Source organism: Marinobacter sp. H13, assembly GCF_059072335.1.
This window is the reverse complement of record NZ_JCACRU010000001.1, coordinates 4,347,660-4,373,893: the sequence shown is the minus strand read 5'-3', so window position 1 is coordinate 4,373,893 and position 26,234 is coordinate 4,347,660. Positions and strand designations below refer to the sequence as shown.

The 26,234-nt window shown below is 59.7% G+C and carries 23 protein-coding genes and 2 tRNA genes; 15 read left to right on the top strand and 10 right to left on the bottom strand.

What is annotated here, in order from left to right:
• Positions 1–3: 3 nt before the first annotated feature.
• Positions 4–2,874 carry a formate dehydrogenase subunit alpha gene (fdhF, locus tag AC5JQH_RS20430; protein WP_493805908.1) on the bottom strand — a complete coding sequence of 957 codons (2,871 nt, stop codon included), beginning with the start codon at positions 2,872–2,874 and terminating at the stop codon, positions 4–6.
• Positions 2,875–2,885: 11 nt separating this feature from the next.
• A complete protein-coding gene (locus AC5JQH_RS20425) occupies positions 2,886–4,601 on the bottom strand; it encodes an NADH-ubiquinone oxidoreductase-F iron-sulfur binding region domain-containing protein (RefSeq protein WP_493805907.1) in 1,716 nt (571 codons plus the stop codon).
• Between the two features lie 212 nt (positions 4,602–4,813).
• On the opposite strand from AC5JQH_RS20425, the gene AC5JQH_RS20420 reads away from it, so the two are divergent.
• The gene (locus tag AC5JQH_RS20420; protein ID WP_493805906.1) at positions 4,814–5,797 is read left to right on the top strand and encodes a ribose-phosphate diphosphokinase; all 984 of its coding nucleotides are present in this window, start codon (positions 4,814–4,816) and stop codon (positions 5,795–5,797) included.
• A gap of 64 nt (positions 5,798–5,861) precedes the next feature.
• Here AC5JQH_RS20420 and AC5JQH_RS20415 read toward each other — a convergent pair whose 3' ends face one another.
• Positions 5,862–6,368, bottom strand: coding sequence for a hypothetical protein (locus AC5JQH_RS20415; protein ID WP_405419607.1), 507 nt, complete (start codon positions 6,366–6,368; stop codon positions 5,862–5,864).
• A gap of 245 nt (positions 6,369–6,613) precedes the next feature.
• Between AC5JQH_RS20415 and AC5JQH_RS20410 the strand changes: the two genes are divergently transcribed.
• From AC5JQH_RS20410 to AC5JQH_RS20385, 6 genes are all read left to right on the top strand, one after another.
• A complete protein-coding gene (locus AC5JQH_RS20410; RefSeq protein WP_405419604.1) occupies positions 6,614–8,110 on the top strand; it encodes a DUF3375 domain-containing protein in 1,497 nt (498 codons plus the stop codon).
• A 6-nt stretch (positions 8,111–8,116) separates the two neighbouring features.
• Entirely contained in the window at positions 8,117–8,860 is a 744-nt protein-coding gene (locus tag AC5JQH_RS20405) for a DUF4194 domain-containing protein (RefSeq protein ID WP_008174489.1), read from the top strand.
• Positions 8,857–12,180 carry an ATP-binding protein gene (locus AC5JQH_RS20400; protein WP_493805905.1) on the top strand — a complete coding sequence of 1,108 codons (3,324 nt, stop codon included), beginning with the start codon at positions 8,857–8,859 and terminating at the stop codon, positions 12,178–12,180. The genes AC5JQH_RS20405 and AC5JQH_RS20400 overlap by 4 nt, the downstream gene beginning before the upstream one ends.
• Positions 12,164–13,318, top strand: a complete 1,155-nt coding sequence (locus AC5JQH_RS20395; RefSeq protein WP_092032614.1) for a Wadjet anti-phage system protein JetD domain-containing protein — start codon at positions 12,164–12,166, stop codon at positions 13,316–13,318. The genes AC5JQH_RS20400 and AC5JQH_RS20395 overlap by 17 nt, the downstream gene beginning before the upstream one ends.
• A gap of 139 nt (positions 13,319–13,457) precedes the next feature.
• Positions 13,458–13,694: a type II toxin-antitoxin system Phd/YefM family antitoxin gene (locus AC5JQH_RS20390; RefSeq protein WP_008174483.1), complete on the top strand. Its 237-nt coding sequence runs from the start codon at positions 13,458–13,460 to the stop codon at positions 13,692–13,694.
• Positions 13,694–14,128, top strand: coding sequence for a type II toxin-antitoxin system VapC family toxin (locus AC5JQH_RS20385; protein ID WP_092032612.1), 435 nt, complete (start codon positions 13,694–13,696; stop codon positions 14,126–14,128). Before AC5JQH_RS20390 ends, AC5JQH_RS20385 begins: the two co-directional genes overlap by 1 nt.
• 57 nt (positions 14,129–14,185) lie before the next feature.
• Here the strand turns inward: AC5JQH_RS20385 and AC5JQH_RS20380 are convergent.
• Both AC5JQH_RS20380 and AC5JQH_RS20375 read right to left on the bottom strand, forming a co-directional pair.
• Positions 14,186–14,259 (bottom strand) — tRNA-Cys (locus AC5JQH_RS20380).
• A gap of 60 nt (positions 14,260–14,319) precedes the next feature.
• Positions 14,320–14,395 (bottom strand) — tRNA-Gly (locus AC5JQH_RS20375).
• A gap of 224 nt (positions 14,396–14,619) precedes the next feature.
• Here AC5JQH_RS20375 and AC5JQH_RS20370 point away from each other — a divergent pair.
• From AC5JQH_RS20370 to AC5JQH_RS20355, 4 genes are read left to right on the top strand one after another with little or no spacing between them, the layout of a single operon-like run.
• Positions 14,620–15,786, top strand: a complete 1,167-nt coding sequence (locus tag AC5JQH_RS20370; RefSeq protein ID WP_175497400.1) for an MlaE family ABC transporter permease — start codon at positions 14,620–14,622, stop codon at positions 15,784–15,786.
• A 2-nt stretch (positions 15,787–15,788) separates the two neighbouring features.
• The gene (locus AC5JQH_RS20365) at positions 15,789–16,622 is read left to right on the top strand and encodes an ABC transporter ATP-binding protein (protein WP_493805988.1); all 834 of its coding nucleotides are present in this window, start codon (positions 15,789–15,791) and stop codon (positions 16,620–16,622) included.
• A 2-nt stretch (positions 16,623–16,624) separates the two neighbouring features.
• Complete coding sequence (locus AC5JQH_RS20360; RefSeq protein WP_273018063.1) at positions 16,625–17,563, top strand: MlaD family protein; 939 nt, start codon at positions 16,625–16,627, stop codon at positions 17,561–17,563.
• The gene (locus AC5JQH_RS20355; protein WP_493805904.1) at positions 17,560–18,213 is read left to right on the top strand and encodes an ABC-type transport auxiliary lipoprotein family protein; all 654 of its coding nucleotides are present in this window, start codon (positions 17,560–17,562) and stop codon (positions 18,211–18,213) included. The genes AC5JQH_RS20360 and AC5JQH_RS20355 overlap by 4 nt, the downstream gene beginning before the upstream one ends.
• Here AC5JQH_RS20355 and pgsA read toward each other — a convergent pair.
• The 4 genes from pgsA to AC5JQH_RS20335 all read right to left on the bottom strand — a co-directional run bounded on the left by pgsA (position 18,146) and on the right by AC5JQH_RS20335 (position 21,591).
• Positions 18,146–18,724 carry a CDP-diacylglycerol--glycerol-3-phosphate 3-phosphatidyltransferase gene (pgsA, locus tag AC5JQH_RS20350; protein ID WP_273157324.1) on the bottom strand — a complete coding sequence of 193 codons (579 nt, stop codon included), beginning with the start codon at positions 18,722–18,724 and terminating at the stop codon, positions 18,146–18,148. The genes AC5JQH_RS20355 and pgsA overlap by 68 nt on opposite strands.
• Before the next feature lie 7 nt (positions 18,725–18,731).
• On the bottom strand, positions 18,732–20,594 hold the full coding sequence (uvrC, locus tag AC5JQH_RS20345) for an excinuclease ABC subunit UvrC (protein WP_273157323.1): 1,863 nt from the start codon (positions 20,592–20,594) through the stop codon (positions 18,732–18,734).
• Entirely contained in the window at positions 20,578–21,240 is a 663-nt protein-coding gene (gene uvrY / locus AC5JQH_RS20340) for a UvrY/SirA/GacA family response regulator transcription factor (protein ID WP_092032593.1), read from the bottom strand. The genes uvrC and uvrY overlap by 17 nt, the downstream gene beginning before the upstream one ends.
• A gap of 99 nt (positions 21,241–21,339) precedes the next feature.
• Positions 21,340–21,591 (bottom strand): hypothetical protein, encoded by a 252-nt coding sequence (locus AC5JQH_RS20335; RefSeq protein ID WP_008174466.1) that lies wholly within the window; start codon positions 21,589–21,591, stop codon positions 21,340–21,342.
• A gap of 147 nt (positions 21,592–21,738) precedes the next feature.
• Here AC5JQH_RS20335 and AC5JQH_RS20330 point away from each other — a divergent pair, with 147 nt between their 5' ends.
• Together AC5JQH_RS20330 and AC5JQH_RS20325 are read left to right on the top strand one after the other, a co-directional pair.
• Entirely contained in the window at positions 21,739–22,443 is a 705-nt protein-coding gene (locus AC5JQH_RS20330; RefSeq protein ID WP_273018066.1) for an AzlC family ABC transporter permease, read from the top strand.
• The gene (locus AC5JQH_RS20325) at positions 22,436–22,765 is read left to right on the top strand and encodes a branched-chain amino acid transporter permease (protein ID WP_053115085.1); all 330 of its coding nucleotides are present in this window, start codon (positions 22,436–22,438) and stop codon (positions 22,763–22,765) included. The genes AC5JQH_RS20330 and AC5JQH_RS20325 overlap by 8 nt, the downstream gene beginning before the upstream one ends.
• Before the next feature lie 11 nt (positions 22,766–22,776).
• On the opposite strand, the gene AC5JQH_RS20320 is transcribed toward AC5JQH_RS20325, so the two are convergent.
• Entirely contained in the window at positions 22,777–23,181 is a 405-nt protein-coding gene (locus AC5JQH_RS20320) for a DUF1330 domain-containing protein (RefSeq protein WP_273157322.1), read from the bottom strand.
• 161 nt (positions 23,182–23,342) lie between these two features.
• On the opposite strand from AC5JQH_RS20320, the gene AC5JQH_RS20315 reads away from it, so the two are divergent.
• Complete coding sequence (locus tag AC5JQH_RS20315; protein ID WP_273157321.1) at positions 23,343–23,804, top strand: (2Fe-2S)-binding protein; 462 nt, start codon at positions 23,343–23,345, stop codon at positions 23,802–23,804.
• A complete protein-coding gene (locus AC5JQH_RS20310; protein ID WP_273082221.1) occupies positions 23,801–26,134 on the top strand; it encodes a xanthine dehydrogenase family protein molybdopterin-binding subunit in 2,334 nt (777 codons plus the stop codon). Before AC5JQH_RS20315 ends, AC5JQH_RS20310 begins: the two co-directional genes overlap by 4 nt.
• The last annotated feature ends 100 nt before the right edge of the window (positions 26,135–26,234 follow it).

Genomic DNA, 26,234 nt, shown 5'->3' with positions numbered 1-26,234 from the left:
AAGCTACGCCGGGCTCAACTTGCAGGCTGCATACTTGAACTCCGGGATCTTCCCGAAGGGGTCCAGGGCCGGGTTGGTGAGCACGTTCGCTGCCGCCTCCACAAAGGCGAAGGGGACGAACACCATGCCCTCGGGCATGGTCTGATCGGCACGTGCCGTCAGGGTGATGGTGCCGCGCCGGGTGGCAATTTGAATGTCATTGCCCGAGGTTACGCCCATACGGTCCAGCTCCGCTGGCGCCAGATAGGCTGCCGCTTCCGGCTCCCGCTCGTCCAGCACCCGGCTGCGACGAGTCATGGCGCCGGTGTGCCAGTGCTCCAGCAATCGCCCGGTGGTCAACACGATGGGATAAGCCTCATCCACTGGCTCGTCCGGCGGCAGCGGGCTGGCCGGTGAGAACCTTGCAAGTCCTCCTGTGCGCGGGAAGGCATCGGAGAACACAACGTCCTGGCCCGGGGCATCATCCGCGGGGCATGGATAGGTAACCGATCCCTCGCGCTCCAGGCGAGACCAGGAGATATGATCAAGTGAGTGCATGCCCTGCTTCATTTCTTCAAACACTTGCTCTGGGCCGGCATAGTTCCAGGCCAGCCCGAAACGCCGGGCCATTTCCTGAATAATCCACCAATCGGCCTTTGCCTCGCCTGGCGGCGCCAGTGCGGCACAGCCCATTTGCACCTGCCGGTTGGTGTTGGTGACGGTGCCGGACTTTTCCGACCAGGCGGCGGCGGGCAGGATAACGTCGGCGAACTGGGCGGTCTCGGTGACGAACAGATCCTGCACCACCAGGTGCTTCAAGGCAGCAAGCGCGGCCCGGGCATGGGTCAGGTCCGGGTCGGACATCGCGGGGTTTTCGCCGAGGATGTACATGCCCTTGATGGTGCCCGCCTTGATGGCGTCCATAATCTCCACCACGGTGAGCCCAGGCTCCGGGTCCAGTTCGGTATCCCAGAGTTCTTCGAAGGCGGCGCGTAGTTGGGCGTCTCCCACGGGTTGGTAATCGGGCAGTACCATGGGGATCAAACCGGCATCGGAGGCGCCCTGCACGTTGTTCTGCCCCCGCAACGGGTGCAGGCCGGTACCGGGCCGGCCGGTGTGGCCGCATGTGAGCGCCAGGGAAATCAGACATCGGGCGTTGTCGGTGCCGTGCACGTGTTGGGAGATACCCATGCCCCAGAAAATCATCGCTTTATCAGCCTTGGCGTAGGCTCGGGCCACTTCACGAATGGTGTCGGGCTCCACGCCGCAGACCGGGCTCATCACCTCCGGAGTCATGCCCTCAACGCTAGCCGCCAGCGCCTCGAAGCCCTCGGTGTGGGCGTCAATGTAAGCCTGGTCGAAGAGTCCTTCGCTGATAATCACATTGAGCATGGCGTTGAACAGTGACACGTCGCCACCCGGCGAGAAACGCAGGCTGCGCCAGGCATAGGCATCCAGCGCCTGCCCCCGGGGATCGATGATGATCAGCCTGGTGCCGTTGCGTGCCGCCTGCTTGAAGTAGGTGGCGGCCACCGGATGGTTTACCGCCGGGTTGCAGCCGGTGAGGATGACCACATCCGCCTCAAGCGCCTGCATGAAGGAGGCGGTCACGGCGCCAGAGCCCAGGCATTCCATCAATGCGGCCACGGAGCTGGCGTGGCAAAGCCGGGTGCAGTGATCAACGTGGTTGGAGCCGAAACCGGTGCGCACCAGCTTCTGGAACAGCCAGGCTTCTTCGTTGGAGCACTTGGCACTGCCGAAACCGGCGAGCGCATCCGGTCCGTGTTGTGTTTTAAGTTGGGTCAATCCCCCTGCCGCCAGATCCAGCGCTTCTTCCCAACTTGCCTCCCGGAAGTGCGTCAACGGATTGGCCGGATCAAAGTCCGGGTCGAGGCCCTTGGGAACGCCCTCCCGGCGGATCAGCGGCCTAGTAAGCCGCGCCGGGTGCGAGGGATAATCGAAGCCAAAACGGCCTTTCACGCAGAGCCGGCCCTGATTTGAGGGGCCGTCTTTGCCCTCCACAAAGAGAATACGTCCTCGCTGCTCGCCTATTTCGGATTCGGCTGGCGCAGGCTCGTCTTTCACGTGATAGGTCAGTTGGCAGCCCACGCCGCAATAGGGACAAACGGAGTCCACGGTGCGGTCGGCCGTGGCGGAGTCTCCGCGGCCCTGGGCATCGATCAGGGTGGCGGGCATGAGCGCACCCGTCGGGCAGGCCTGCACGCATTCGCCACAGGCCACACAGGTGCTGTCGCCCATGGGATCATCGAAATCAAACACTACCTTGGACTCTGCACCACGGTGCGCCAGCCCAATCACGTCGTTGCCCTGCACTTCCCGACAGGCCCGCTCGCACAATCCGCAGGTGATGCAGGCGTCCAGATTCACGTTCATGGCAGAGTGCGTGGCGTCATGGCCCCGGGCGTGGGCCAGCGAATCCGATCGGGGCTCTACATGGTGAACCGTTGGCTCGTTGCGCTCTGAACGGGCCGGGAGGCGCTGGCGCACATCCCCGACATCAATCGCCAGTTGATCCGCCGTTTCCCATAAGTGGCTTGAACGATCGGGGCTGCTATCTTGCGCAGGTTGATCGGCCAGTAACAATTCCAGCACCGCTCTTCTGGCTTCCTGGGCACGGGCGGAGCCAGCGCTTCGCACCACCATGCCGGGCACTGCCTCGCGAATACAGCTTGCGGCGAGCACCCGCTCACCCTCCACTTCCACCATGCAGGCGCGGCAATTGCCGTCCGCTCGGTAACCCGGGGCGTCTTTGAAGCACAAGTGCGGGATAGTCTCGCCGGCGCGCTTGGCCACTTGCCACAGGGTTTCGCCGGGGTAAGCCTGCACTTCTACGTCGTCCAGTGTCAGGGTGAAGCTTGTGGTCGCATCACTCATGGCTGCCTCCCCTAACCTTTCGCGATCAGGTTGCTGCTGGCGAGTTCGCTGCGGAAGTCCCGCAGCAGGCTCAGCACCGGATTGGGTGCGGCCTGGCCGAGACCGCAGATGGACGCATCCGCCATCACTCCGGCCAGCTGCTGGAGCGTCTGTTCATCCCAGGTATCCCGCTCCAGCAAGGTGAGCATTTTCTCGGTGCCCACACGGCAGGGCGTGCATTGGCCGCAGGACTCATCCGCAAAGAATCCCAACAGGTTGGCAGCCGCAGCCTGCAAATCATCCTGATCCGACAGAACGATCACGGCAGCGGAGCCGATAAAGCAGCCGTGCTCCTGCAGGGTGTCGAAATCCAGCGGAATATCGGCTTTGCTGGCCGGCAGTATGCCGCCGGAGGCCCCGCCGGGCAGATAGGCCAGGAGCCCATGCCCTTCGGCCATGCCACCGCAGTATTCCTCGATCAATTCATTGAGGGTGATGCCAGCGGGTGCGACGTGCACACCGGGCCGAGCAACCCGTCCTGACACCGAAAAGCTGCGAAGCCCCTTGCGACCATGCCGGCCCTGGCTCGCGAACCAGTCGGCGCCCTGGGCGTGGATGCGGGGAATCCAGTAAACGGTCTCGACGTTGTTAACGAGTGTGGGCTGGTTAAACAATCCCTTCTGGGCTACGAACGGCGGGCGATGGCGTGGCTTGCCGGGTTTGCCTTCCAGGGACTCGATCAGGGCAGATTCCTCGCCGCAAATGTACGCGCCCGCGCCCCGGCGTAGGATTACAAAGCCGGGTTCTACGATGCCGGCAGCTTCCAGTTCGGCAACGGCGTCTTTCAGCACACCGAGGAGGCCTGGATACTCATCGCGCAGGTAGATGTAGAGGGCCTTCGCCTCAACCGCCCAGGCGCTAACCAGTGCACCTTCCAGGAAGACGTGGGGTTCTCGTTCCAGGTAATAACGATCTTTGAAGGTACCCGGCTCTCCTTCATCCGCGTTAATCACCGCATAACGGGGCCCCGGTTCGGCCCGCACGGCCTGCCATTTACGGAATGTTGGAAATCCGGCGCCGCCCAGGCCGCGCAGGCCTGCCTGTTGAAGTTCTTCCGCGAGGGACTCGACAGTAACCTGACCGTCTCGGCAATCCTTCAGCAACTGGTAACCACCTACCGAGCGGTAATCCGCCAGCTTCTGCCAATGGATGTCGTCGGGTTGAATCTGCTTTTGTTCGACTGCCGCGCCGACCGTCTCAACAGTGGCGTTGCCTACATGATGTTGTCCCACGGCCACCACGGGTGCTGTCTCGCAGCGCCCCATGCAGGGCGCGAGGACCACGCGCACCTGGCTCGGGTCAGCCCCATCAGCCAGCGCCTCGTGCAGTGCGCCTGCGCCCGCCAGTTGGCACGAAAGCGAGTCACACGCCCGCAGAGTTATCTCAGGCGGTGGGGCTTGTTCATCATGAATGACGTCGAAATGGGCGTAGAAAGTCGCCGTTTCATAGACGGCGGCCATGGGCAGGTTCATGAAAGCGGCAAGGGCCCGAAGGCGGGGCATGGAGAGGTAACCGTCTGCGTCCTGCAGTACATGCAGGTGCTCGATAAGGCGATCGCGGTCCCGCAATGACGAATCAACACGTTCGTCACCGATCAGGTCCCGCAGCTCCGACAGTACCGCCGGTTCCAGTTGACGGCCACGTAGAGCAGAGCGCCGGCGTTTGACCATCTTATCGTCTGTGCTCATTGTTGTTGACCAGGCGCCGAGGTATCAAAGACAGCCTTGCCGACTGACTTGATTAGTTACCGATCATTGAAGCACATCAGGCCGGGATTACGCCAGACGATGGAAAGCGGGATGAAGAGATCGAAAACTCGGCCTCGTATATCTTTATCCGCATTTTGACTAGAGTTAAAAGAGCAGTTGATACCCTCAGCCAAAGCGAACGGACTTGCCCCATGAAACCGGATGACCGAATAGCACTCTTCAGTCTTGATTGCGGCAGCGACTTTGCCTCGCAAGTGGCCGCCCACCTGGGCGTACCCCTGGGCAAACATGAGGAACGGGATTTCGAAGACGGCGAGCACAAGATCCGCACGCTGGAGACGGTTCGCAACCGGGATGTATTCGTGGTCCAGTCCCTCAACAGCAGCGATGGCCTCAGCACCAACGACAAGCTCGTGCGTCTGCTGTTTTTACTGGCCAGTCTTCGGGACGCTGGCGCCGGCCGAATCAATGTCGTGGCGCCCTACCTTTCTTACTCCCGCAAGGACAGGAGAACCAAGCCCCATGATCCTGTCACCACCCGCTATGTCGCCCAGCTCTTCGAGGCTGTGACGATCGACACCATGGTGACCGTGGACGTTCACAACCGCGCCGCTTTCGAAAATGCCTTTCGCTGCCCGACAGTGCATTTGAGCGCCAGGGAAGCGTTCATCGACTACCTCCTGCCGGAACTCGGGGACAGGGAAATCACCGTAGCGTCCCCGGATATAGGGGGCGTAAAGCGTGCGGAACTGTTCCGCGAGTCATTGGCGAATCGGCTGGAGCGCCCCGTCGGCAGCGCATTTATGGAGAAGCATCGCAGCCAGGGCGAAATGAGCGGTTCTGCCGTGGTTGGCGATATCCGCAACCGCACCGTGCTGATCCTGGACGACCTGATCGCAGGAGGAGGCACCATGCAGCGGGCTGCGGAAGCGTTCAAAGACCAGGGCGCGGAGGACGTGATCGCCATCGCCACGCACGCTGTGTTCACTCAGGATACCGGGGAAAAACTGTCTTCGTCGGCATTGTCCCGGGTGATTCTCGGCAATACGGTCACTCCGTCACTGCCGTCCAAATCACTGAAGACCAAGGTTGAGCTGGTGGATATTACTGCCGGCATAGCCGATACCATCACTGCATTGCATGAAGGCAGGGATGTGACAGATCTGGAGTCCTGAATCCGGGTTTCTTGGGCGCCATCGCTTCAGCCGCCAGCACCTTTGCCGAAATCGGAGGCTATGTTCAGGTAATCCAGCGCTTTTTGCCGCCATGGCCCGCGCCTCTCGCGGAAATCGTCGTCCAGGTGCCAGATCGCCAGCTTGGCCCGTTCTGTGGCTCGGTCAGGCAGACATGCTCCGGCCGCAAATCACCATGGGCCTCAACGAGGATGCCGGCCTTTGCGCGATCCGCAAAGACCGCCGAGTGTTTTTCAATCAGTGTCATTTGCTGGTCACGGACCCGTTTGACCCTGTCCTCCGGAAGGGAGTAATCAATCAACTGTTGGTAGTGATCGTCGATGCCCTCCCGCAAGCGCTCCAGGTACTGGTTCCCCGAGAGCCGGACGCTTGCGGCATCCAGATAAAAACGGGCAAGCAAGTCGGCCGCCGCCGTGACGCGCTGGTATTCCACGGCTGAGGACTTGATCTGTTTTTCCAGCATCGCAGTCCCTGGCAGGCGATGCATGACCACCAGCCAGTCGACGGGAATGCCCTCCGTGCCCAACCTCAGCTCACCACCTGCCTCAATCACAGACTCTAGCAGAGTATGTGACCCGGGTGGATAATGACAAGGGCGGCCTGGTGTCGGCCTGGAGAATAAAGGTGGCACCGGATAACAAAGCGCTCTGGTGAAACCGCCCCTGTGGTGGTCTGATGGGTATTAAGTTGTTACGGTCGCTATCACACCGGTACTATTATGAACGCCATATAAATGCCATTATCAGGCCCTGTTTGCTGCCACCCGTTATCCAGATACCAGATAAAAGCACACTGCCGATGGACGAACAAACCCACCTGAGAACCCGCTCCTACCTGGTGGCCCGTCACCAGCATCCGGCCTGGAAGCTTCTGTCTGCCACCCGCGGGCCCCTGGTACTTAGTTGCCTGCAGGCACTGATGGAAACAAACCGGGAAGAAATCCTGTTCGAGGATGCCCAGCAAATGCTGACGGATATCCTGCGTGAACACGCCAACAGCGACGACCTGAAGCTGTCCCCCGACGACCCGGCAGCCGATGCCAGGAAAGAACTACGTTCCTGGATTCGCAAAGGGCTGATAGTGGAACGGGACGGCCGGCTGATGGCCACCGATGCCCTGCAAAAAGCCCTGGCCTTTGTTGAGGGCCTCGATGAAAAGATCATGACGTCCACCGCCTCTCGCCTCGCCACGGTACAGCGGGAAATTGAAAACCTGGAAACCCGTCTGAACCCGAATGCCCAAAGCCGTGCGGACCATATACGCCGCAAAATAAGAGACCTGGAGCACGAACTGGCCGACGTGGAAGCCGGTCGATTCAAGGTGCTGGAGGGGGCCGAAGCCGCAGAAGGCATCCGCGAAGTCTACAATCTTGCCACCAGTCTGCGAGCGGACTTTCGCCGGGTGGAGGACTCCTATCGGGACGCAGACCGTCAGTTACGCCAATCCATCGTCAGCGAACAGCATCACCGTGGCGAAATCGTTGACCGCTTGCTGGACGGCCACGACACCCTGCTGGAAACCGCCGAGGGCAAGGTATTCCACAACTTCAGTGAGCAACTTAGCCGTTCCATCGAGCTGGACAACATGAAACACCGGTTGCGTACCATCCTGAAGAATCCGGCAACCCGCCACGCCCTGTCCCGACAGCAACAGGATGAATTGCGCTGGCTCGTGATCCGGCTGATACAGGAGTCCGCTGCTGTCATCCGCGCCCGGGCCCGCAGCGAAAAAGACGTCAAAGGGTTCCTGAAAACCGGGCTGGCCGCCGAGAACCACAGAGTCGGCGAACTGCTCAATGGTATACTGAACACCGCACTTAACATCGACTGGTCCAGCCACAAGGTCCGCAAAGGCGACACGCCTCTGCCGCCAATTGCCGTGGCGGTTTCCAGCCTGCCGCTGGTTGAGCGGCTCAGATTCAAGTCCGCCACTGAAGAGCAGGCACAAGGCCTCGAGTTGACCGATCAGGGCGTCAACCTCGACGACGTCGACGAAGAGTTCTGGCGGGCATTTGACGGTCTTGACCGGGAAGCCCTGTACCAGGAAACCCTGGAACTGCTGAAAGTCACCGACCGCCCCATGAGCATCGGCGACCTGGCGGCTCACCTGCCGCCCACTCACGACCTGGAAACCATTGCCCTGTGGCTGGCCATGTCCCGTGAGGCGGAGGTGGAAATCACCGACGACCGGGAAGCCGTGGATATTACCGACAGCAACGGACACCGGCTGCGCTTCCACGTGCCGCAACTGGCGCTAACCCGACAAGACGCAGAAGCCATCGACTGGGAGCTGTAAACCCGCATGTCTGACTATTTTGACCGCCTGACAAGCCAGGCAGACGACCAACAAGGCCGGGACGAGCCGCAACAGACATCAGAGGCACTGGCCCATGTCGATCAGCAAACGCCTCTGACGGAGGCCAGCCACTACACGCCCGGCAATGTGAAAGCCACCGCCCAGGAGCTGCTGAAATACGGGTTGCTGGAAGCAGACCGTAAGCCCAACCTCTACCAGGTTGCCACCACCCAGACCGCTGCGATCAACCAGATCCTGGAACCGTTCGACCTGCGCCTGAAAGTGGACGACGTACGTGGACTGGCTTTCCTTGTCGTGTCAGACCGGCTCTTCAGCGAAGGCCAAGAAAACGACGACGAGTGGTCCCACCCCCTGGTGCGCCGCCAGCGTCTGACCATGGAACAGTCCCTGCTGGTGGCCATACTACGCCAGCACTTTATCGCCCACGAACAGGAAACCGGTCTCGGTGCCGGCGAAGCCACTGTGGAACTGGATGAGCTACTGCCCCAACTGCAGCTGTACCTGGGCGACACCGGCAGCGACACCCGCGACCAGAAACGCCTGCGCAGCCTGCTGGACAACCTCAAGAGCCACGGCATTGTCTCGGACATCGACGCCAACGACCAGGTGGTCGTTCGCCCTATCATCACCCACCTGGCGAACCCGGAAAATCTGCAGAACCTGCTCCACCATTTCCGACAAATGGCCGGCCAGTCCGCCCCGCAAGACGCTGACGGAGAGGATGTATGAGCCTGCCCCAGACCGACCTCTTTGCCGCTGACATCCTGCCGCCCACGGCCTATATCCTGACCCACCTGGACCTGTATAACTGGGGGCCCTTCGGTGGACGGCACTGCGCGGAGATCGACCCGAAAGGCACCGCCATTATCGGCCCCACCGGCAGCGGCAAGACCACGCTGGTGGACGCGTTGATGACCCTGTTGACTCACCAGCCCCGGTACAACCTGGCCTCCACTGGCGGCCATGAAAGCGACCGTGACCTGATTTCCTATATTCGGGGCGTATCCGGTGCCGGTAACAATACCGGCGACAACAGCCATATCGCACGCGCTGGTAAAACCGTAACAGCCGTGAGCGCCCGCTTCTCCAACGGTAACAACGCTATTCGCATCGGGGCGCTGTTCTGGATCGACGGCAGCAGCTCTGCCGCCAGCGACCTGAAACGCCTATGGCTGTTTTCAGAAAGGGATGACCAGAGTCTGGACAACTGGCTGGCCATTCACCACGAGGGTGGCGCCCGGGAGCTCAAGCAACACGCCGGGGATAACCCAGGCTTACAGGCCAACGACAGTAAGAAAGCCTACCTGGCCCAAGTACGGCGATTTTTTGAAGTGGGGGAAAATGCCTTCACTCTGCTCAACCGCGCCGCGGGCCTGAAGCAGCTCAACAGCATCGACGAAATCTTCCGGGAACTGGTGCTGGATGACCACTCGGCGTTCGACCGGGCGGCAGAGGTGGCCAGTGAGTTTGACGACCTGGCCGCGATCCACAGCGAACTGGAAACCGCCCGAAAACAACACCAGTCGCTGCTACCCATAGCGGAAACCTACGAAAAGCACCAGAGTGCCACCAGAGAGCTTGACCAGCAGCTGTTATTGAAAGACATCCTGCCGATCTGGTTCGCACAAACCGGCTACGAGCTGTGGAGCACCCGCAAACAGGACCTGGAACGCCAGCTTGATAAGGGCAGAGAAACCCTCGAGTCATTGAGCAGCAATGTTAAGCAACTCAACAGCAAAGCCGATACCCTGAAAGACATATACCTGCAGGCCGGTGGTGCCAGCATAGAGCAGCTAAAGGAGCAGATCTCCCAACAGAAGCGCTGGGTAGGAGAACGGGGCCGACACGCCAGGGACTACCAGACCCTGACCGGCAAGCTTGACCTGGACAGCACACTGAGCTCCGAAGCACTGGCCCGGAACCGCCAGCTCGGTGAGTCAAAGCTGGCCGAACTGTCCGAACTTGCGGACACTCAGGACGAATTCCTGCTCGACCTGCGTTTTCGTCACGGTAAGCTCAATGAAACCCTGACGGAAATCACCGAAGAAATCGACCGCATCAAGGCCCGGCCCGGGTCCAACATCGACGGACGTTACCAGGAATTCCGCAGCGAACTGGCCCGGGACCTGAACCTGGACGAAAGCATTCTGCCGTTCGTGGCAGAACTGGTGGAAGTCAAAGCCGAAGAACGTGACTGGCGTGGCGCCATTGAACGGGCTATCGGCGGGCACCGCCTGCGCCTGCTCGTGCCACCGGCCGCCATGCAATCGGCCCTGGACAGGGTCAACAGCCGTGACAACCGCCTTCATGTGCGACTGCTGGAAGCCCAGGCACCCCAGGCCACGGCACAGTTCATGAAGGATGGCTTCACCCGCAAGCTGAACTTCAAGGACCATCCTCACCGGGAAGCCCTGAAACAATTGTTGGCCGAAATCGACCGACACTGCGTGGACTCTCCCGAAACCCTGCGCCAGACACCCCATGGCATGACCCAACAGGGCCTGATGTCCGGCAAGAAGGGCTATTTTGAAAAACGGGACAATCAGCGGCTCGACAAGGGCTGGATGACCGGCTTCAACAACCGTGACCGTCTCTCCGCGCTCAACAACGAACTGAGCGAAACCCGTAAGAAAGCGGACGCTCTGGGGCGGCAACTCGAATCAGCCCGCCGTAATCTCAGGGACACAAATGATCAGATAAGGCTTTACGAACTCCTGGGCGAAACCGAGTTCAGCACCATCAACCTGCCCAGCGCACAACGTGAACTCGATGCCCTGCAAAGCCGGCTGGAAGCACTGACCGCTCCGGACTCGGATGTGGAAAAAGCACGGGGGGAATTTGAAGCGGTTCGCCAGCAACTAGAAGAAGGCCGACAACAGCTGTCGAACCAGGAAACCGCCCTCGCCCTGCTGAAAGAAAAGCGCAACCAGGCCACGGACCGCTGCACAGAACTGCTGGACCGGCTTGGCGATGGCCTCACAGACGACCAGCAAAGCCTGGCAACCAGACACTTCCGCACCCCGAAAGCGGACCAGTACGAACGACTGGAAGCCCTGGAGCGGGACCAGCGAGAGCAACTGGACAAAGTCATTGGGAAGCTGGGCAAACAGATCCAGAGTTTTGAACTCAGCCTGACCCAACTGATGGAAAAGGCGCTCACCATTGATACCGGGGCGCTGATTGAAACCGGCAGTAATATCCAGGACATTCCGGAATACCTGGAACGCCTGCGGGTACTGGAGGAAGAAGCCCTTCCCCAGAAGCTGGAGCGATTCCTCAGCTATCTGAACCAGTCGTCGGATCAGGGCGTGACCCAACTGCTGGCTCACATACAGAACCAGGTGGCCATCATTGAAGAACGTATCGCCGATCTGAACGCCACACTGCGGCGGGTCGACTTCCAGCCTGGCCGCTACCTGCGCCTGGAGCCCCGCCGGGTTACCCATGAATCCCTCCGCAGGTTGGAGCGCGCACAACGGCAGCTGCGGGCGGATGCCCTGAAAGGCGACCAGGGCGAAAGCCATTTCAAGGCTCTGCAAAACATGGTGGCCTTGCTGCGGGACGCGGCAGACAACAAGCGCACCGTGGGTGCCCGGGCTCTGCTGGACCCGCGCTACCGGCTGCAGTTCGAAGTTTCGGTGCTGGAACGCGAGTCCGGCTCGGTGATCGAGACTCGCACCGGCTCCCAGGGGGGCAGCGGCGGCGAAAAGGAAATCATCGCCAGCTACATTCTTACCGCCTCCCTGAGCTATGCGCTTTGTCCGGACGGCGCCACCCAGCCACTGTTCGGAACCATCGTGCTGGACGAGGCCTTCTCCAAGAGCTCCCACGCCGTAGCCGGCCGCATCATCTCGGCTCTCAACGAGTTTGGCCTGCACCCACTGTTCGTCACGCCCAACAAAGAGATGCGACTGCTACGGGCCCACACCAGCTCTGCCATCCTGGTTCACCGCAAGGACCTGCGGGCCACCCTTACCTCACTGAGCTGGGAAGAACTGGAGGCCCACGCGGAGAAAATGACCCGGAAAGCCCATGAAATCCCCGGCTGAACTGGCAAGCCGCCTGGCCCGCCAATGGCAGAACGCGGACCTGCGCGAACAGCGCCTGCTCCGGCCTCAGGGCTGGCCATTAACCCTCCCCATCGGCAAGCCCACGGGCGCGACGGTACGGGAGAAGGTCACACAGGTACGAGAACACCTGCGGCAATGGCGGGAGGTCACCACCGGGCAGGTCCAGTGGCAGCTGGTCCGCTTCAAGAGCACCAGCGAAGCCATCGACATTCCCACCCACTGGACACTGGACACTCCCAGCCAGTGGGTGCAGGCCGCAGGCAGCAGTGAAGTCAGGCGGGAATACGACACACTCAGCCGTCTCGCCTCTGTTCTGGACCCGCGATTTCACTCACTGATCATACGCCGGCGCAGCCTGGTCATGGATAAGCCGGAAAGCGACGTTATTCGCAGCGGCAAGGTTGCCCTTCAGCTCCAGCCAGGCTGCGCCGAAGGAAAACCCCTCAGGGCACTGTCTATTGCCGGCACCGACAGCAAGTTCTTCGAGCGCAACCGCCAGCTTGTAACGCTGATGCTGGACATTCTGTTCGACGGCCAGGCCAGCGAAACCGGGCTGGAAGCCTTTCTGGGCGCTGAAGACGACGGCCACCACTGGTTACTGGTCGCCGACCTTGATGGCTCGTTGTTGCCCTTCACGCAAATGCGGGTCCGGGCCCACGAACTCCAAAGCACGCCTTTACCTGGCGAACGGTTGATACTGGTTGAAAACGAACGCTGCCTTCACCAGTTGCCCAGGGTCTCCGGTACGGTCTCGGTACTTGGGTCGGGCCTGAACCTGTCCTGGCTCAACGCAACATGGCTGAAAGATCGGGCGACCGCCTATTGGGGCGACATCGATACCTGGGGGCTGACCATGCTGGCCAGCGCCCGGAAACACCTCCCGCTTCTCACACCACTGCTGATGGACAGGATTACCTTCGACACGTTCGCCGACGCAAGTGGTGTTGAAGAACCACAGCCTGCCCCCTCGATCACTCCGCCAGGATTGACCGGAAGCGAGGCTAAGCTTTACCAACGTCTGAGACAGGCAGACCGGGGCCGGCTGGAGCAAGAGTTTCTGCCGGTCTGTGTTGTTCATAGGGCCATTGGAGACTGGGTCGATCGCTCCGCAGAATAACATCAACAAAATAGTCCAACGCGCTCAAGATCTTGCGCAGTGCTCACATGTATCAGGTTTTAACGATTCTTCGGCGTTGAATTGCAAGCCAAAACTCTATCGGTGTACACTGCACGTGTACACAAAAGAAGGAGAAAGCATGCAGACCATTAATGTCCGGGAAACGCGGGAAAAGCTTTCCAATCTATTAGACGCGGTAGCCGCTGGAGAAGAGATTGTTATCCTTCGCCATGGTAAACCAGCAGCGCGCCTGACGGCAGCCTATCCGGAAACTATTCAGTTTCTGGATCGTTCAGGGCTAAGAGCTTCGCTACCGCCTTCTCGAGAAAGTTCTGCAAAGACGGTGCGAGAGCTCAGAGACGAAGAGCGCTATTGATGTACTACTTCGACACCAGTGCCGTTCTACCCTACTACCGCCAAGAGCATGCTAGCGATAGCATTCAAGCCTTGCTTGAATTGCAGACCAAGCCAGTTCTGATCAGTCATTTAACAGAAGTGGAAGTTGCAAGTGCTTTGGCCCGTTGGGTTCGCATGGGGGAGCTTAGTGAGCCCCAGGCAAATCGCATCGAAAGTGCCCTCCATGATGATGTCAGCCACGGCCGCTTCACCCTCTGCTCTATTGAATCAGACCATTACCGTCGAGCCGGGCATTGGATCGGGACACGAAAGACAAGTCTGAGGACACTGGATGCACTCCACCTGGCCTGCGCGGAGTCTAATCAGGCTTGTTTGATCAGTGAGGACGAAGCGTTGCTGAACGCGGCCGTTTTTTTTGGCATAGACGCGCGCCTTGCCTCAAATCGCAGCTGAGCACTATAGGCAGGAAGCTGAGTCTACTTAACCTGCTGTAACAACACGGAAATAAATTGGAGGCGCGGGTCGGAATCGAACCGGCGTACACGGAGTTGCAGTCCGCTGCATAACCACTCTGCCACCGCGCCGGAAAAGATCGAAGGGATCGGATCTTTGTGCTCTCAGGTGGGCAATGAGAGACTTGAAATTGGAGCGGGAAACGAGATTCGAACTCGCGACCCCAACCTTGGCAAGGTTGTGCTCTACCAACTGAGCTATTCCCGCTCTTTGTTTCCGGGGCATTGCCTCGTCAACGGCTGCGTATTCTACGGATTACCGTTCGGGCGTCAATAGTTTTTTATCAAGTTTTTGTTTTATTGGAGATTGTGGGCAAAGTTTGGCCAATTGCGCGGCAGCATGCAAACATGCACCTTCGTCACTGGCAGAGATCCCCCGCACTCTTTAAGCTAGGGATTGGCAGGCAACATCACTCAGGGATTCGACAGAACGTGCCCAGTCCTGATTCATCCGAGCAGACCGATCCACAACAACCGACGTCCAGCCCCGGATCCGTCACCGTTGAAGCCGGCACTCTGAGTGTTAACGGCGACTGGCTGTTGAGCCATTACCGGTCTCTGGCGTCCCTGGCGTCGTCAATGTCACCCAGGGATATGAGTAAACTGTCGATCGACCTCTCGGGGCTGACGCGGATTGATACCGCCGGAGCCTCACAACTGGCCACCCTGATCGGCCCAGAGCGTTTGCTCGAAGCCGCCTCGGCCGATAGCGAATTGCCCCGGGAAACATCCGCCCTGATCGCTGCTGTCTGCGAGGCCATGAAAAATCAGCCCGAGACGGATCGGCGCGCGCCTTCCCTCGTTTGGAGCTTTGTGACCGGAACCGGCCAGAAGGTGGAGAGCATCTTCCGGCTTTTGTGGATCCTTGTGGGCTTTATTGGCCAGACGCTCGGCACCCTGGCCTGGAACCTTCCCCGGCCCTGGCGGTGGCGGATGACGCCCTTTGTGGCTGCGGTTCATGACACCGGCCTGAATGCCCTGCCCATCGTGGCACTGCTGACGTTTCTGGTGGGCGCTGTGGTGGCTTTTCTGGGTGCAACCGTGCTGGACGATTTCGGCGCCACCATTTACACGGTGAACCTGGTGGCGTTCTCCTTCCTGCGGGAATTCGGGGTGCTTCTGGCCGCGATCCTTCTGGCGGGCCGAACCGCCAGCGCGTTCACCGCCCACATTGGCGCCATGAAGGTTAACGAGGAGCTGGATGCCATCCGTACCCTGGGCCTGAACCCCATTGAACTGCTCGTGCTGCCCCGGGTAATGGCCATGATGGTGAGCCTGCCCATTCTAACCTTCGTGGGCATGATCTCGGGTATGGTGGGCGGCGCCATGGTCTGCGCGCTGGTGCTGGATATAACGCCGACGCAGTTCATGGCCATCGTTGAGCGGGACATCGCCCTTCAGCATTTCGTTGTGGGCATTGTTAAGGCGCCGATCTTTGCCTTCCTGATTGCCGTGATTGGCTGCCTGGAAGGCTTCAAGGTGGCGGGCAGTGCCCAATCGGTGGGTGAGCACACCACCTCCAGCGTGGTTCAGTCGATCTTCATGGTGATTCTGCTGGATTCCATTGCTGCACTATTCTTTATGGAAATGGGCTGGTGATCATGGCGGATATGGCGGCGTCTCCGAATGGTCAAACAAGACATGAGCCGGTCATCGAGGTGCGGGACCTGTGCAACCGCTTTGGCGATCACATTGTGCACGAGGACCTGGACCTGGATCTGCTGCGTGGTGAAATTCTGGGCGTGGTCGGCGGTTCGGGCACTGGCAAGACGGTACTTTTGCGCAGCATCGTCGGCCTGAATACACCAGCCTCTGGCCACATCCGGGTGTTTGGCGAGGATCTTATCCAGCTTTCGGCAAGGGCGCGTTCGCGCATAGAGCAACGCTTCGGTGTGCTGTTCCAGGGTGGCGCCCTGTTTACGTCCCTGAACCTGCAGGAGAATATCGCCGTTCCGCTGATCGAACACGCGGGCCTGAAACGGCCCGAAGCGGAAAAACTGGCGCGCATGAAGCTGGCGCTGACCGGATTACCGCCTGACGCAGCGGTTCGGTATCCGTCCGAACTTTCTGGCGGTATGGTAAAACGCGCAAGCCTGGCACGGGCCCTGGCCCTTGATCCTGAGATACTGTTCCTGGATGAGCCCACCGCTGGGCTGGATCCGATTGGCGCCGCCGCCTTCGACAGACTCATCGTCACGCTGCGGGACGCGCTGGGTCTGACGGTATTTCTGGTCACCCATGATCTGGACACCCTCTACTCAACCTGTGACCGGGTTGCGGTACTGTCACGGCGCAAGGTGCTGGTAGCTGATACGCTGGAGAAGGTTGCGGCCACGAAGGACGATTGGGTCCAGGACTACTTTAACGGGCCCCGTGGCCGGGCAGCGAGTTACGCATTCAGGGATCATCTGGAAAAACGGAATCAGGAGCAGTAACCATGGAGCCGAGGGCCCACCACCTGATCATTGGCCTGTTTACCATCCTGGCCTTTGCCGCCGCCTTGATCTTTTCTCTGTGGCTGGCGAAATCCTCCGCCGATCGGGAATGGGGCTACTACGAGATCGTGTTCGACCACGCCGTCGGCGGCCTGTCCGAAGGCAACCCTGTGCTCTACAGCGGCGTTCAGATCGGCGATGTGGTGGAGCTGAGGTTGGACCCGGACAATCCTGGGCATGTGCGGGTTCTGGTTCGGGTGGATCAGTCGGTTCCCATTCGGGAGAACACGAAAGCCGGCCTGGTGCTCGCCAATATCACCGGCAGCATGAGCGTCCAGTTCAGCGGTGGAAGCCCCGACAACCCCGCGTTGAAAGGTGACGAGGACAACCCGCCGGTGATCATTGCCGAGCCCTCGGCGTTCACCAGCCTGCTTTCCAACGGCGAGCAACTCCTGGCCAAAGCCGACCAGCTGCTTACCAGCGCGACGGCGCTGTTATCGGCTGACAACATCGACAATGCATCGGCCATCCTGGAAAACACACGGGAAGCCACAGACGCCCTGCTCGACCGTCGCGACCAGCTGATCGCCCTGCTCGAACAATTCGATGCCGCCGCCATTCGTGCCGAAGAAGCTGCGATCAAAGTCTCCAACGTTTCGGATAACGCCAACGAACTGCTGCAAAACGATGGCCAGCGGGTTCTGCAATCCATGGACAAAGCACTCGCGGTAATTACCACCACCATGGCGCGGATTGATGAGCTGACCCGTAACAACCAGGGGGCAATGGATGCCGGTCTCCAGGGCATGGGAGAGTTGGCGCCCGCACTCCGGGAGCTGAGGGCAACCCTGAGGAGCCTGAACCAGTTTACTCATCGCCTGGAGCAGGATCCCACTGGCACCCTGTTCGGCAATGAAACCATGAAGGAGATGGCACAGTGACATTGAGGTCAATCAGAAACCTGACACTTCTCCTGGGTGCTGCCTTTGCCAGTGGCTGCACGGTGTTTCCGAACCCGGAGCCACCGAGGGTTATGGACCTGGCAGTGGTCCAGGCGGCTCCAACGGCGGAGCAACCGGTTCAGGCATCCCTTCGCGTTGATACACCCTACGCCTCAGAGCCTTTTAACGGATCGCTGATTCTGGCCAAACCCACGCATCAGGAGTTCCGGGCCTACGAGGGAACCCGCTGGCGGGATTCGGCACCGGTGGTGGTTCGGGATATGCTGGTCAGCAGCCTTCGTCAGAGTGGCGCCTACGCGAATGTTATTACGGATACCAATCCGGCACAGGCTGAGTTGACCCTGGTCACCGAACTCTCGGCATTTCATTCGGAAACCCCGGAATCCGGTCCGCAGGTGGTTATCGAGCTGCACCTGCAGATGATTCACAACCGTTCAAGGGCCAGCCTGTGCACTCGCACTGAGCGGGTTGTGGAGCCGGCCCCAGGCACATCGGTTGACCAGATCGTTGAGGCCTTCGGAACCGCTGGCAGCGACTTGGCCGCCAGGGTGATTGAATGGGCTACGAGGTGTGACTATCCGTCTCGCCTGAGGCCTTCTCCGGAAACAGATCAGCCCAGGCAGCCTTGAGGTAGAGGCCCATGGACCAGAGGGTGAGAGTCGCGGCGATATAAAGCAGCACCAGGGCGACATTGGCCCAGAGAACGCCGGGAGGAAACGCCAGAAGGCCCACAATCGCGCACATCTGCGCTGTGGTCTTGATCTTGCCGATGTAGGAAACCGCCACACTGTTGCGGCTGCCAATTTCCGCCATCCACTCCCGCAAAGCGGAAATGACAATCTCACGACCGATAATAACGGTGGCCGGAATCGTCAGCAGAATCGCCGAGTGCTCCTCGATCAGCACAGCCAGCGCAACAGCTACCATGAGCTTGTCTGCGACCGGGTCCAGGAAGGCGCCGAACGGGGTGCTCTGGTCGAGTTTTCGCGCCAGGTAACCGTCCAGCCAGTCCGTGGCCGCCGCCAAGCCGAAAATCGCCGCGCTCACGAGGTAGCTCCACCCCACCGGAAGATAGAAAATCACCACGAATACCGGGATCATGATGATTCGGGAAAGGGTGAGGATGTTAGGTAAATTCATGCTGTCCTTACTCGTCGTGCAATGCTGCGTATATGGTTTCGGCCAGTGATTTGCTGATGCCCTGCACTTTGGTCATCTCATCAATCCCGGCCTTGCGGAGTTCCTGTATTCCGCCAAAATATCGAATCAGGTCGCGGCGCTTCTTCGGCCCCACGCCCTCAATGCCTTCCAGTGTAGACTGCCGGCGCTTTTTGTCCCTCCGGGCCCGGTGCCCGGTTATAGCAAAACGGTGGGACTCATCCCGGATATGCTGGATCAGGTGCAGCGCTGGCGAATCTGCCGGCACCCGGAACACATCCCCGGTCATGGCATCAATAAGCTGCTCCATGCCTGCACGACGGGTCACGCCCTTGGCGACACCAATCAGCGGGATATCGGAAATCTCAAGCTCATCAAAAACTTCCCGAGCAATATTCAACTGCCCCTTACCACCGTCTATGAAGACCAGATCCGGGCGCTTGCCCTCCCCGGCCACCATCCGTTTGTAGCGACGGGAAAGCACCTGACGCATGGCAGCGTAATCATCGCCGCCAGTCACGCCCTCGATATTGTACAGGCGGTAATCGCTCTTCAGGGGGCCATTCTCATCGAAAACCACGCAGGATGCGACGGTATTTTCCCCGTGGCTGTGGCTGATATCGAAACACTCCATCCGTGACGGGGTTTCCGCCAGCTCAAGGAGGTCCCTCAAGGCCAGCAGGCGCCGGTATACGGTCTCCTTGCTCGCCAGGTGCGTAAGCAGGGTCTGGCGGGCGTTGGTCATGGCCAGTTCCAGCCAACGGCGGCGTTCACCGCGAACATTGCCCCGAATTCGGGTTTCCCGGTTCGCCGATTCAGTGAGCGCCTGGGCCAACAGTTCCTGACCCTCCACTTCAACGGGCACCAGTATATCCCGCGGAATCTCACGGCGGGTGTTGCCACCAAAGTAATACTGACCCAGGAACGCGCTGAGCAGTTCGCCCTCCGTCTGTTCGATGGAGTAGCGGGGGAAATAGTCCTTGGTGCCGAGCACACGGCCGCCACGCACAATGATCACCACGATGCAGACAACCCCGGCATCCTGAGCAATGGCAATCACATCCGCGTCGCCGCCCTCGCCTTCGATTGATTGCTGCTCCTGCACGTGGCGCAGGTGGTTGATCTGGTCGCGGTAGGCGGCGGCTTTCTCGAACTGCAGGTTTTTCGAGGCGGCTTCCATGGCGTTCATCAGGTCGTGGAGGATCGCCGGGTTCTTGCCTTCCAGAAACATGGTGGCGTGGCGAATGTCCTGCTGATATTCCTCGGGTGTGATATAGCCCACACAAGGTGCGGTACAACGGTTGATCTGGTATTGCAGGCAAGGCCTGGTTCGATTCCTGAAAAAGCTTTCACTACAGTTTCTTATGCGGAAAATCTTCTGTAGTACATTAAGACTTTCCTTGACTGCACCGGAGCTTGGAAACGGCCCGAACCAGGTACCGCCACCCTTTTTGGTTCGCCCACGACGAAACGTCAGCGAGGGGTAATCACTGTGGGAGGACAGATAGATATAGGGATAGGACTTATCGTCACGGAGCAGGATGTTATAGGGCGGCCGTAACGATTTGATCAGGTTCTGTTCGAGCAGCAGTGCCTCGGTCTCACTGCCGGTAATCGTCACCTCGATAGAGGCGATCTTGCTGACCAGAGCTTCCGTTTTCGGTGCCAGGCCGGTCTTGCGGAAGTAGCTGCCAACCCGTTTTTTCAGGTTGCGGGCCTTGCCCACGTAAAGCACCGAGCCGCCCTCGTCGTACATTCGGTAGACGCCGGGCCGCTCGGTCAACTGTTTCAGGAAGTTCTTGCTGTCAAACTCCCCGATGTGGGTAGTTTCAGGGTCAGACCTTGTCGGCATCAAGCAACCCGAGCCGCACCGCCATCAGGGCCAACTCAACATCACTGGAGATTTCCAGTTTCTCGAAGATCCGGTAGCGATAGCTGTTCACCGTCTTCGGGCTCAGGCACAGCTTGTCCGAGATGTCCTGCACCTTCTGGCAATCCACCACCATCATGGCAATCTGCATTTCCCGTTCGGAAAGCCGGTCGAACATCGAAAGTTCGCCGTCTTCATCGCGATCACCGCCGCCCAGCTGTTTCAGGGCCATTTTCTGGGCAATTTCCGGGCTGATGTAACGCTGGCCGGTGTGGGCCATGCGGATGGCGCGGACCATCTCTTTGATATCAGCGCCTTTGGTGATGTAGGCAGTGGCTCCACTTTGCATGACGCGCGTCGGATAGGGATCGTCCGCGCAGGCGGTTACCACAATCACCCGAATGGAATCGTCAATGCGGAGGATACGACGGGTTGCCTCAAGGCCCCCGATGCCCGGCATTCGGATATCCATCAGTACAATGTCCGGCCGCTGCTGGCGGACGAAATCGATGGCATCCTCTCCGGATGACGCCTGCCCGATGACTTCAATGTCCGGGTTGTCGGCCAGCATCCGGGTAATACCGGACCTCACCAGCTCATGGTCATCTACAACCAGTACCCTGATCAAAATTCACCTCGCACACGGCTTTCGGAAAACAGCGCGATTGTAACGTTTAGTTCCTGCCCCGGGTAGGTGCAAACACAAATACCGTGACACACCTGACGCCTAAGCCGGCACACCCAGCCCGGCGGTGTTTTCCACGGGATCGAACCAGACCACCAAATCGCCCCGGCGCACCGCAGACATGACCCTGCTCTGCTCGCCCATGGGGTTTTCAGTGTCGTTCAGTCCGTGGTATCGGGTGCAGTACTCTTCCACCAAGCCCTGAAGCTGGTCTTCGGTCAGCAACTCGGTGTCGACAACGAATTTTTCCTGTCTGGGGTCTTGCTCGGGCTGGTTTTCGGCGCTGTCGGTCATACTATCTCCTGTGAACCCCCATGTTACGGATAAACGGACAGGGAATGAAGGTAACAAGCTGTTGAAAACCTGAGCGGCTTCTGCGACTGGCTTCAAAAAGTATGACGAATTCTCTATGATCGCCGCTTTCTGACCGTTTGGATGCTAATGAACCAGTCCGTCTTCAGACTCACGCTGCCCATCTTGTTCGGCTATCTTCCGCTGGGCATGGCCTTTGGTGTGCTGTTCTCAACCCAGCTCGAGTATGCCTGGTGGGCTGCGCCGTTGATGGGAATCGTGATTTACGCCGGAGCCGGCCAGATACTCGCGGTGAGCCTCTTGGCCGTTAATGCGGGCCTGCTGGAAGTCTTCATTGCGATGTTTGTTCTGAACGCCCGCCATCTGTTTTACGGGCTTTCATTGCTGGGCCAGTTCAAGGGTGCTGGCTGGCGAAAACTCTATCTGATTTTCGGTTTGACCGATGAAACCTATTCCCTGCTCACCAGCCGCCCACGAGGAAGCGACCGGGCCCACGAACAGGAGGTCGATTTCCGAATTACCGGCTTTAACCAGTGTTACTGGGTGGCGGGTTGCGCAATCGGTGCATTGCTTGGCGACAATGTCGCCTTTGACAGCACCGGTATTGAGTTCGCGTTGGTGGCTCTGTTCATTGTTCTGACTCTGGAGCAATTCAAAGCCCTGGGAGAAGGCTTCCCGATCTGGCTCGGAGCAGCGGCCGCGGGCGTCGCAATGCTGATTTTGCCACCGGCACATCAGTTGATCGGTGCCATTGCGCTGGTCACTGCCGTCCTGCTGTTCGAATACCGGAAGCATCGCGGGCAGGTACCGGGCGAGGAGAGCAGCCATGGGTGAATCCGGCTATCTGGCGGCATTCATTGCGGTGGCGGCAGTCGCGACTTTTGCCACGCGGGTGATTCCCTTTCTGTTTTTCGAGAGGCACACGGAGCATCCGCTGGTGCGCCATCTGGGGCGCTACCTCCCTGCGGCCGTGATGGCGTTGCTGGCCACGGTATTTCTGCAGCGCTCCGCGGATTGGTCCGGCTCATGGATGGGGTTCGAAGCCCTGCTTCCCGGCGTCCTCGTGGTGATTATTCACCTCTGGCGCCGCAATGCCCTGCTCTCTATCGCCGCAGGAACCATCAGCTACATGGCCATCCAGCAAGCCGGGCTTTGATCCGGCTTTAACTACATCCGTGTTTCAACATTGGCGACGAGCCGTGAATCCTGAAGGGCAGCGGTGCGGTGTTTGACCACGCCTTTGTATTCCCGGCTTTCGATCATGGCCATGAAGGCATCGATTGAGGGATACCTGACCAGAAGCACCTGATCCCAGGATTCATCCGGGGGCGCAATCAGCGATCCAACACTGCGGCCAGACCAGATGACTTCTGCGCCGACCGATTTTACGCAGGCGGCAGCCTCTTCCATGTAGAGCTTGTAGGCTTCGCGGCCGCTTCTCTCCGGCGCCTCTTCCTTGTAATTGGCCCTATCACGGAAGCGCAGCAGATTCAGCATGACAACGGGCTGGTCTTTCGGGGTATCCGCCAGGACTTTTTGCAGCTGTTCGGGGGTGGGATTAACGGCGTCCATCCTTATCCTCTTCTTCTCTTGTTTCCGGGGCCTACTATAGCCCAGGCCCGAGGCGAGCGTGCAAGCGATTTTATTACCTTTCATCCAGATTGCTCTTTTTACTCTGCCAGTTCGTAGGGCTACAGTGAAGGAGACGCAAAACTCACAAACGAGAGGACGTTATGGCTACCCTCACGATCAACGGCGAGCGCTACGAGCTCGACGTCCCCGACGACATGCCCCTGCTCTGGGTAATCCGCGACGTTGTCGGCCTCAAAGGAACCAAGTTCGGATGCGGGATGTCCCAGTGCGGCGCCTGCACAGTTCATCTCAACGGAACGGCAATCCGCTCCTGCGTCACACCGGTCTCTGCGGCCAGTGGCGAGATCACCACCATTGAAGCCATGGCCGACGACCCGGTTGGTAGCAAAGTTCAGCAGGCCTGGCTCGATCTTGGGGTGGCCCAGTGCGGATACTGCCAGGGTGGCCAGATCATGAACGCCACAGCGCTGCTAAAAAGAACACCGAACCCCGAGACCGGGGAGATTGTGGATGCCATGGCAGGGAATCTCTGTCGCTGCGGCACCTACAACCGCATTCTGGCGGCGATTGAACGAGCTTCCGGCAAGGAGGGTGAAGCATGAGCGCCGATGACAACTTGATGATAGCCAACGTGAGCCGCAGGCGCTTCCTGATGGGCCTGGCGGGTGGCTCTGCCCTGGTGCTTGCAGCCCGTTGGGATGTGGCCCTGGCTGGCAATGAAAAGGCTCAATTCGGTGCCGGAGCCATGCCCGGCGGATGGGTGGACGACCCGAACGTGTTCATCCATATCGATGCTGATGGCCTGGTTACCATTGTGAACAACCGCTCCGAAATGGGTCAGGGCATCCGGACCAGCCTGGTGATGGTCGGTGCCGACGAGCTTGGCGCAGACTGGGATCAGGTAAGGGTCGAGCAGGCGGAAGGCGATCACGACAAATACGGCAACCAGAACACCGACGGTTCCCGCAGCATGCGCCACTGGTACCAGCCCATGCGCCGAGCCGCAGCGGCGGCCAGACAGATGCTGGAGCAGGCGGCCGCCAATGAGTGGGGCGTGCCGGTTAGTGAGGTGCAGGCTGGCGTACACAGCATCGTTCACACGCCTTCCGGCAAGGAACTCGGCTTTGGGGAACTCGCAGCCAAGGCTCGGGAGCTCGACGTTCCCGGGCGCAATGCACTGGTACTCAAGCGCGACGATGAGCTGCGATTTGTCGGCAAGGAAACCGGCCTCATTAACGGCGAGCTGAAGTCCGCATACCCTAAAGCCATCGACGGTGAGGACATTGTCACCGGTAAGGCGGTGTATGGCGCTGATGTTCCCTTCGAGGACCTGCTCTATGCGGTGATCGCCCGTCCACCGGTTTACGGGGCTACTGTTGGCGATTTCGACGACACCGAGGCCCTCAAGGTGCCCGGTGTTGAGAAGGTACTCAAGGTTGAGGGCACCGGCCAACCGGCGGGCTTCAGCCCGCTCGGCGGTATTGCCGTGGTGGCATCGAATACCTGGGCCGCCATGGAGGGTCGCAAGGCTCTGAAGATCGACTGGAATCTGGAGCCTGCCGGCGACAACGCAAGCTATACGTCGGCCACTTACAGGGAATCCCTTGAGAAAGCGGCGCAGCAACCTGGCAAGGTCGTCCGTCAGCATGGCGATCTGGACACAGCTCTGGAAAACGCTAGCGAGCGGGTCTCCGCCACCTACTACATGCCCCACATGGCCCAGGCTCCCATGGAGCCCCCGGTGGCGACCGTGCGGATCAAGGACGGCAAGGCAGAGGTATGGGCGCCCGTTCAGAATCCGCAGGCGACCCGCGATACCGTGGCCGGGCGACTGGGCCTGGATGCGAAGAACGTGACCGTTCACGTTACCCTGCTTGGCGGTGGCTTTGGTCGCAAGTCCAAACCGGATTTTGCCATTGAAGCGGCCAGTATCGCCGAGGCCTTCAAAGGTCGGCCGGTCCGGCTGCAGTGGTCACGGGAAGATGATATTCACCACGCCTACTATCACGCCGTGTCTGTGGATTATCTCGAAGCGGGACTGGACAACAACGGGCAGGCCACCGGCTGGCTGCACCGGACCCTCTCTCCCAGTATTGGCTCGCTGTTTGCGCCCGACCCGAAACACAAGGGCGAATTCGAACTGGGCATGGGTTTCAACACCATGCCGTTCTCGGTGCCGGCCCTGAGGCTGGAGAATCCACCTGCGCCCGCCCATGTGCGAATCGGCTGGTTCCGCTCGGTCTACAACCTGCCCCATGCCTGGGCGATCCAGAGCTTTGCCCATGAGATGGCTGTAGCCGCCGGCAAGGACCATCGCGACTACGTGCTGGACCTGCTCGGCCCGGACCGGGAGATCCACAATCTCACGGTGGGCGATGGCTGGAATTATGGCGAAGACCCGGATCTCTACCCTATCGACATCGGGCGCATGCGTAACGTAATCGAGCGGGTAACCAGGGAGGCAGACTGGGGTAAATCCACCGGCAAGAATCGAGGGTTGGGCCTCGCCTTCCACCACAGCTTCGTATCGTACACCGCGATTGTCTTTGATGTGGAAGTCGATGATCAGGGCGAGCTCACCATCCATCGGGCAGACATTGCCTTCGATTGCGGCCCGCAGGCCAACCCGGAGCGGATTCGCTCCCAGCTGGAAGGCGCCATAGTGATGGGCATTGGCATCGCGCTGCAAAGCGAGGTGACATTCGAAGACGGTGTGGCGCAGCAGGGTAACTTCGACAAGTACCTGATCCCGCGCATGCCGGATGCACCCAAAACCCTGCGGGTTCACCTGGTCGACAACCCGGATGAGGCCATGGGTGGTGTTGGTGAGCCAGGCCTGCCTCCGGTAGCGCCGGCATTGTGCAATGCGATCTATGCCGCAACCGGCAAACGCATCCGGCGCCTGCCCGTTGGCGACCAACTGAAAGCCTGAAAGTGATCAGGGCCCCTCGGGGCCCTGTTTTTTTTACGGCACTCCCCCTCTCCGCCCCATACCTTCGTGGTATTCCCATAGCATCCTAGCTTTCTCCCCG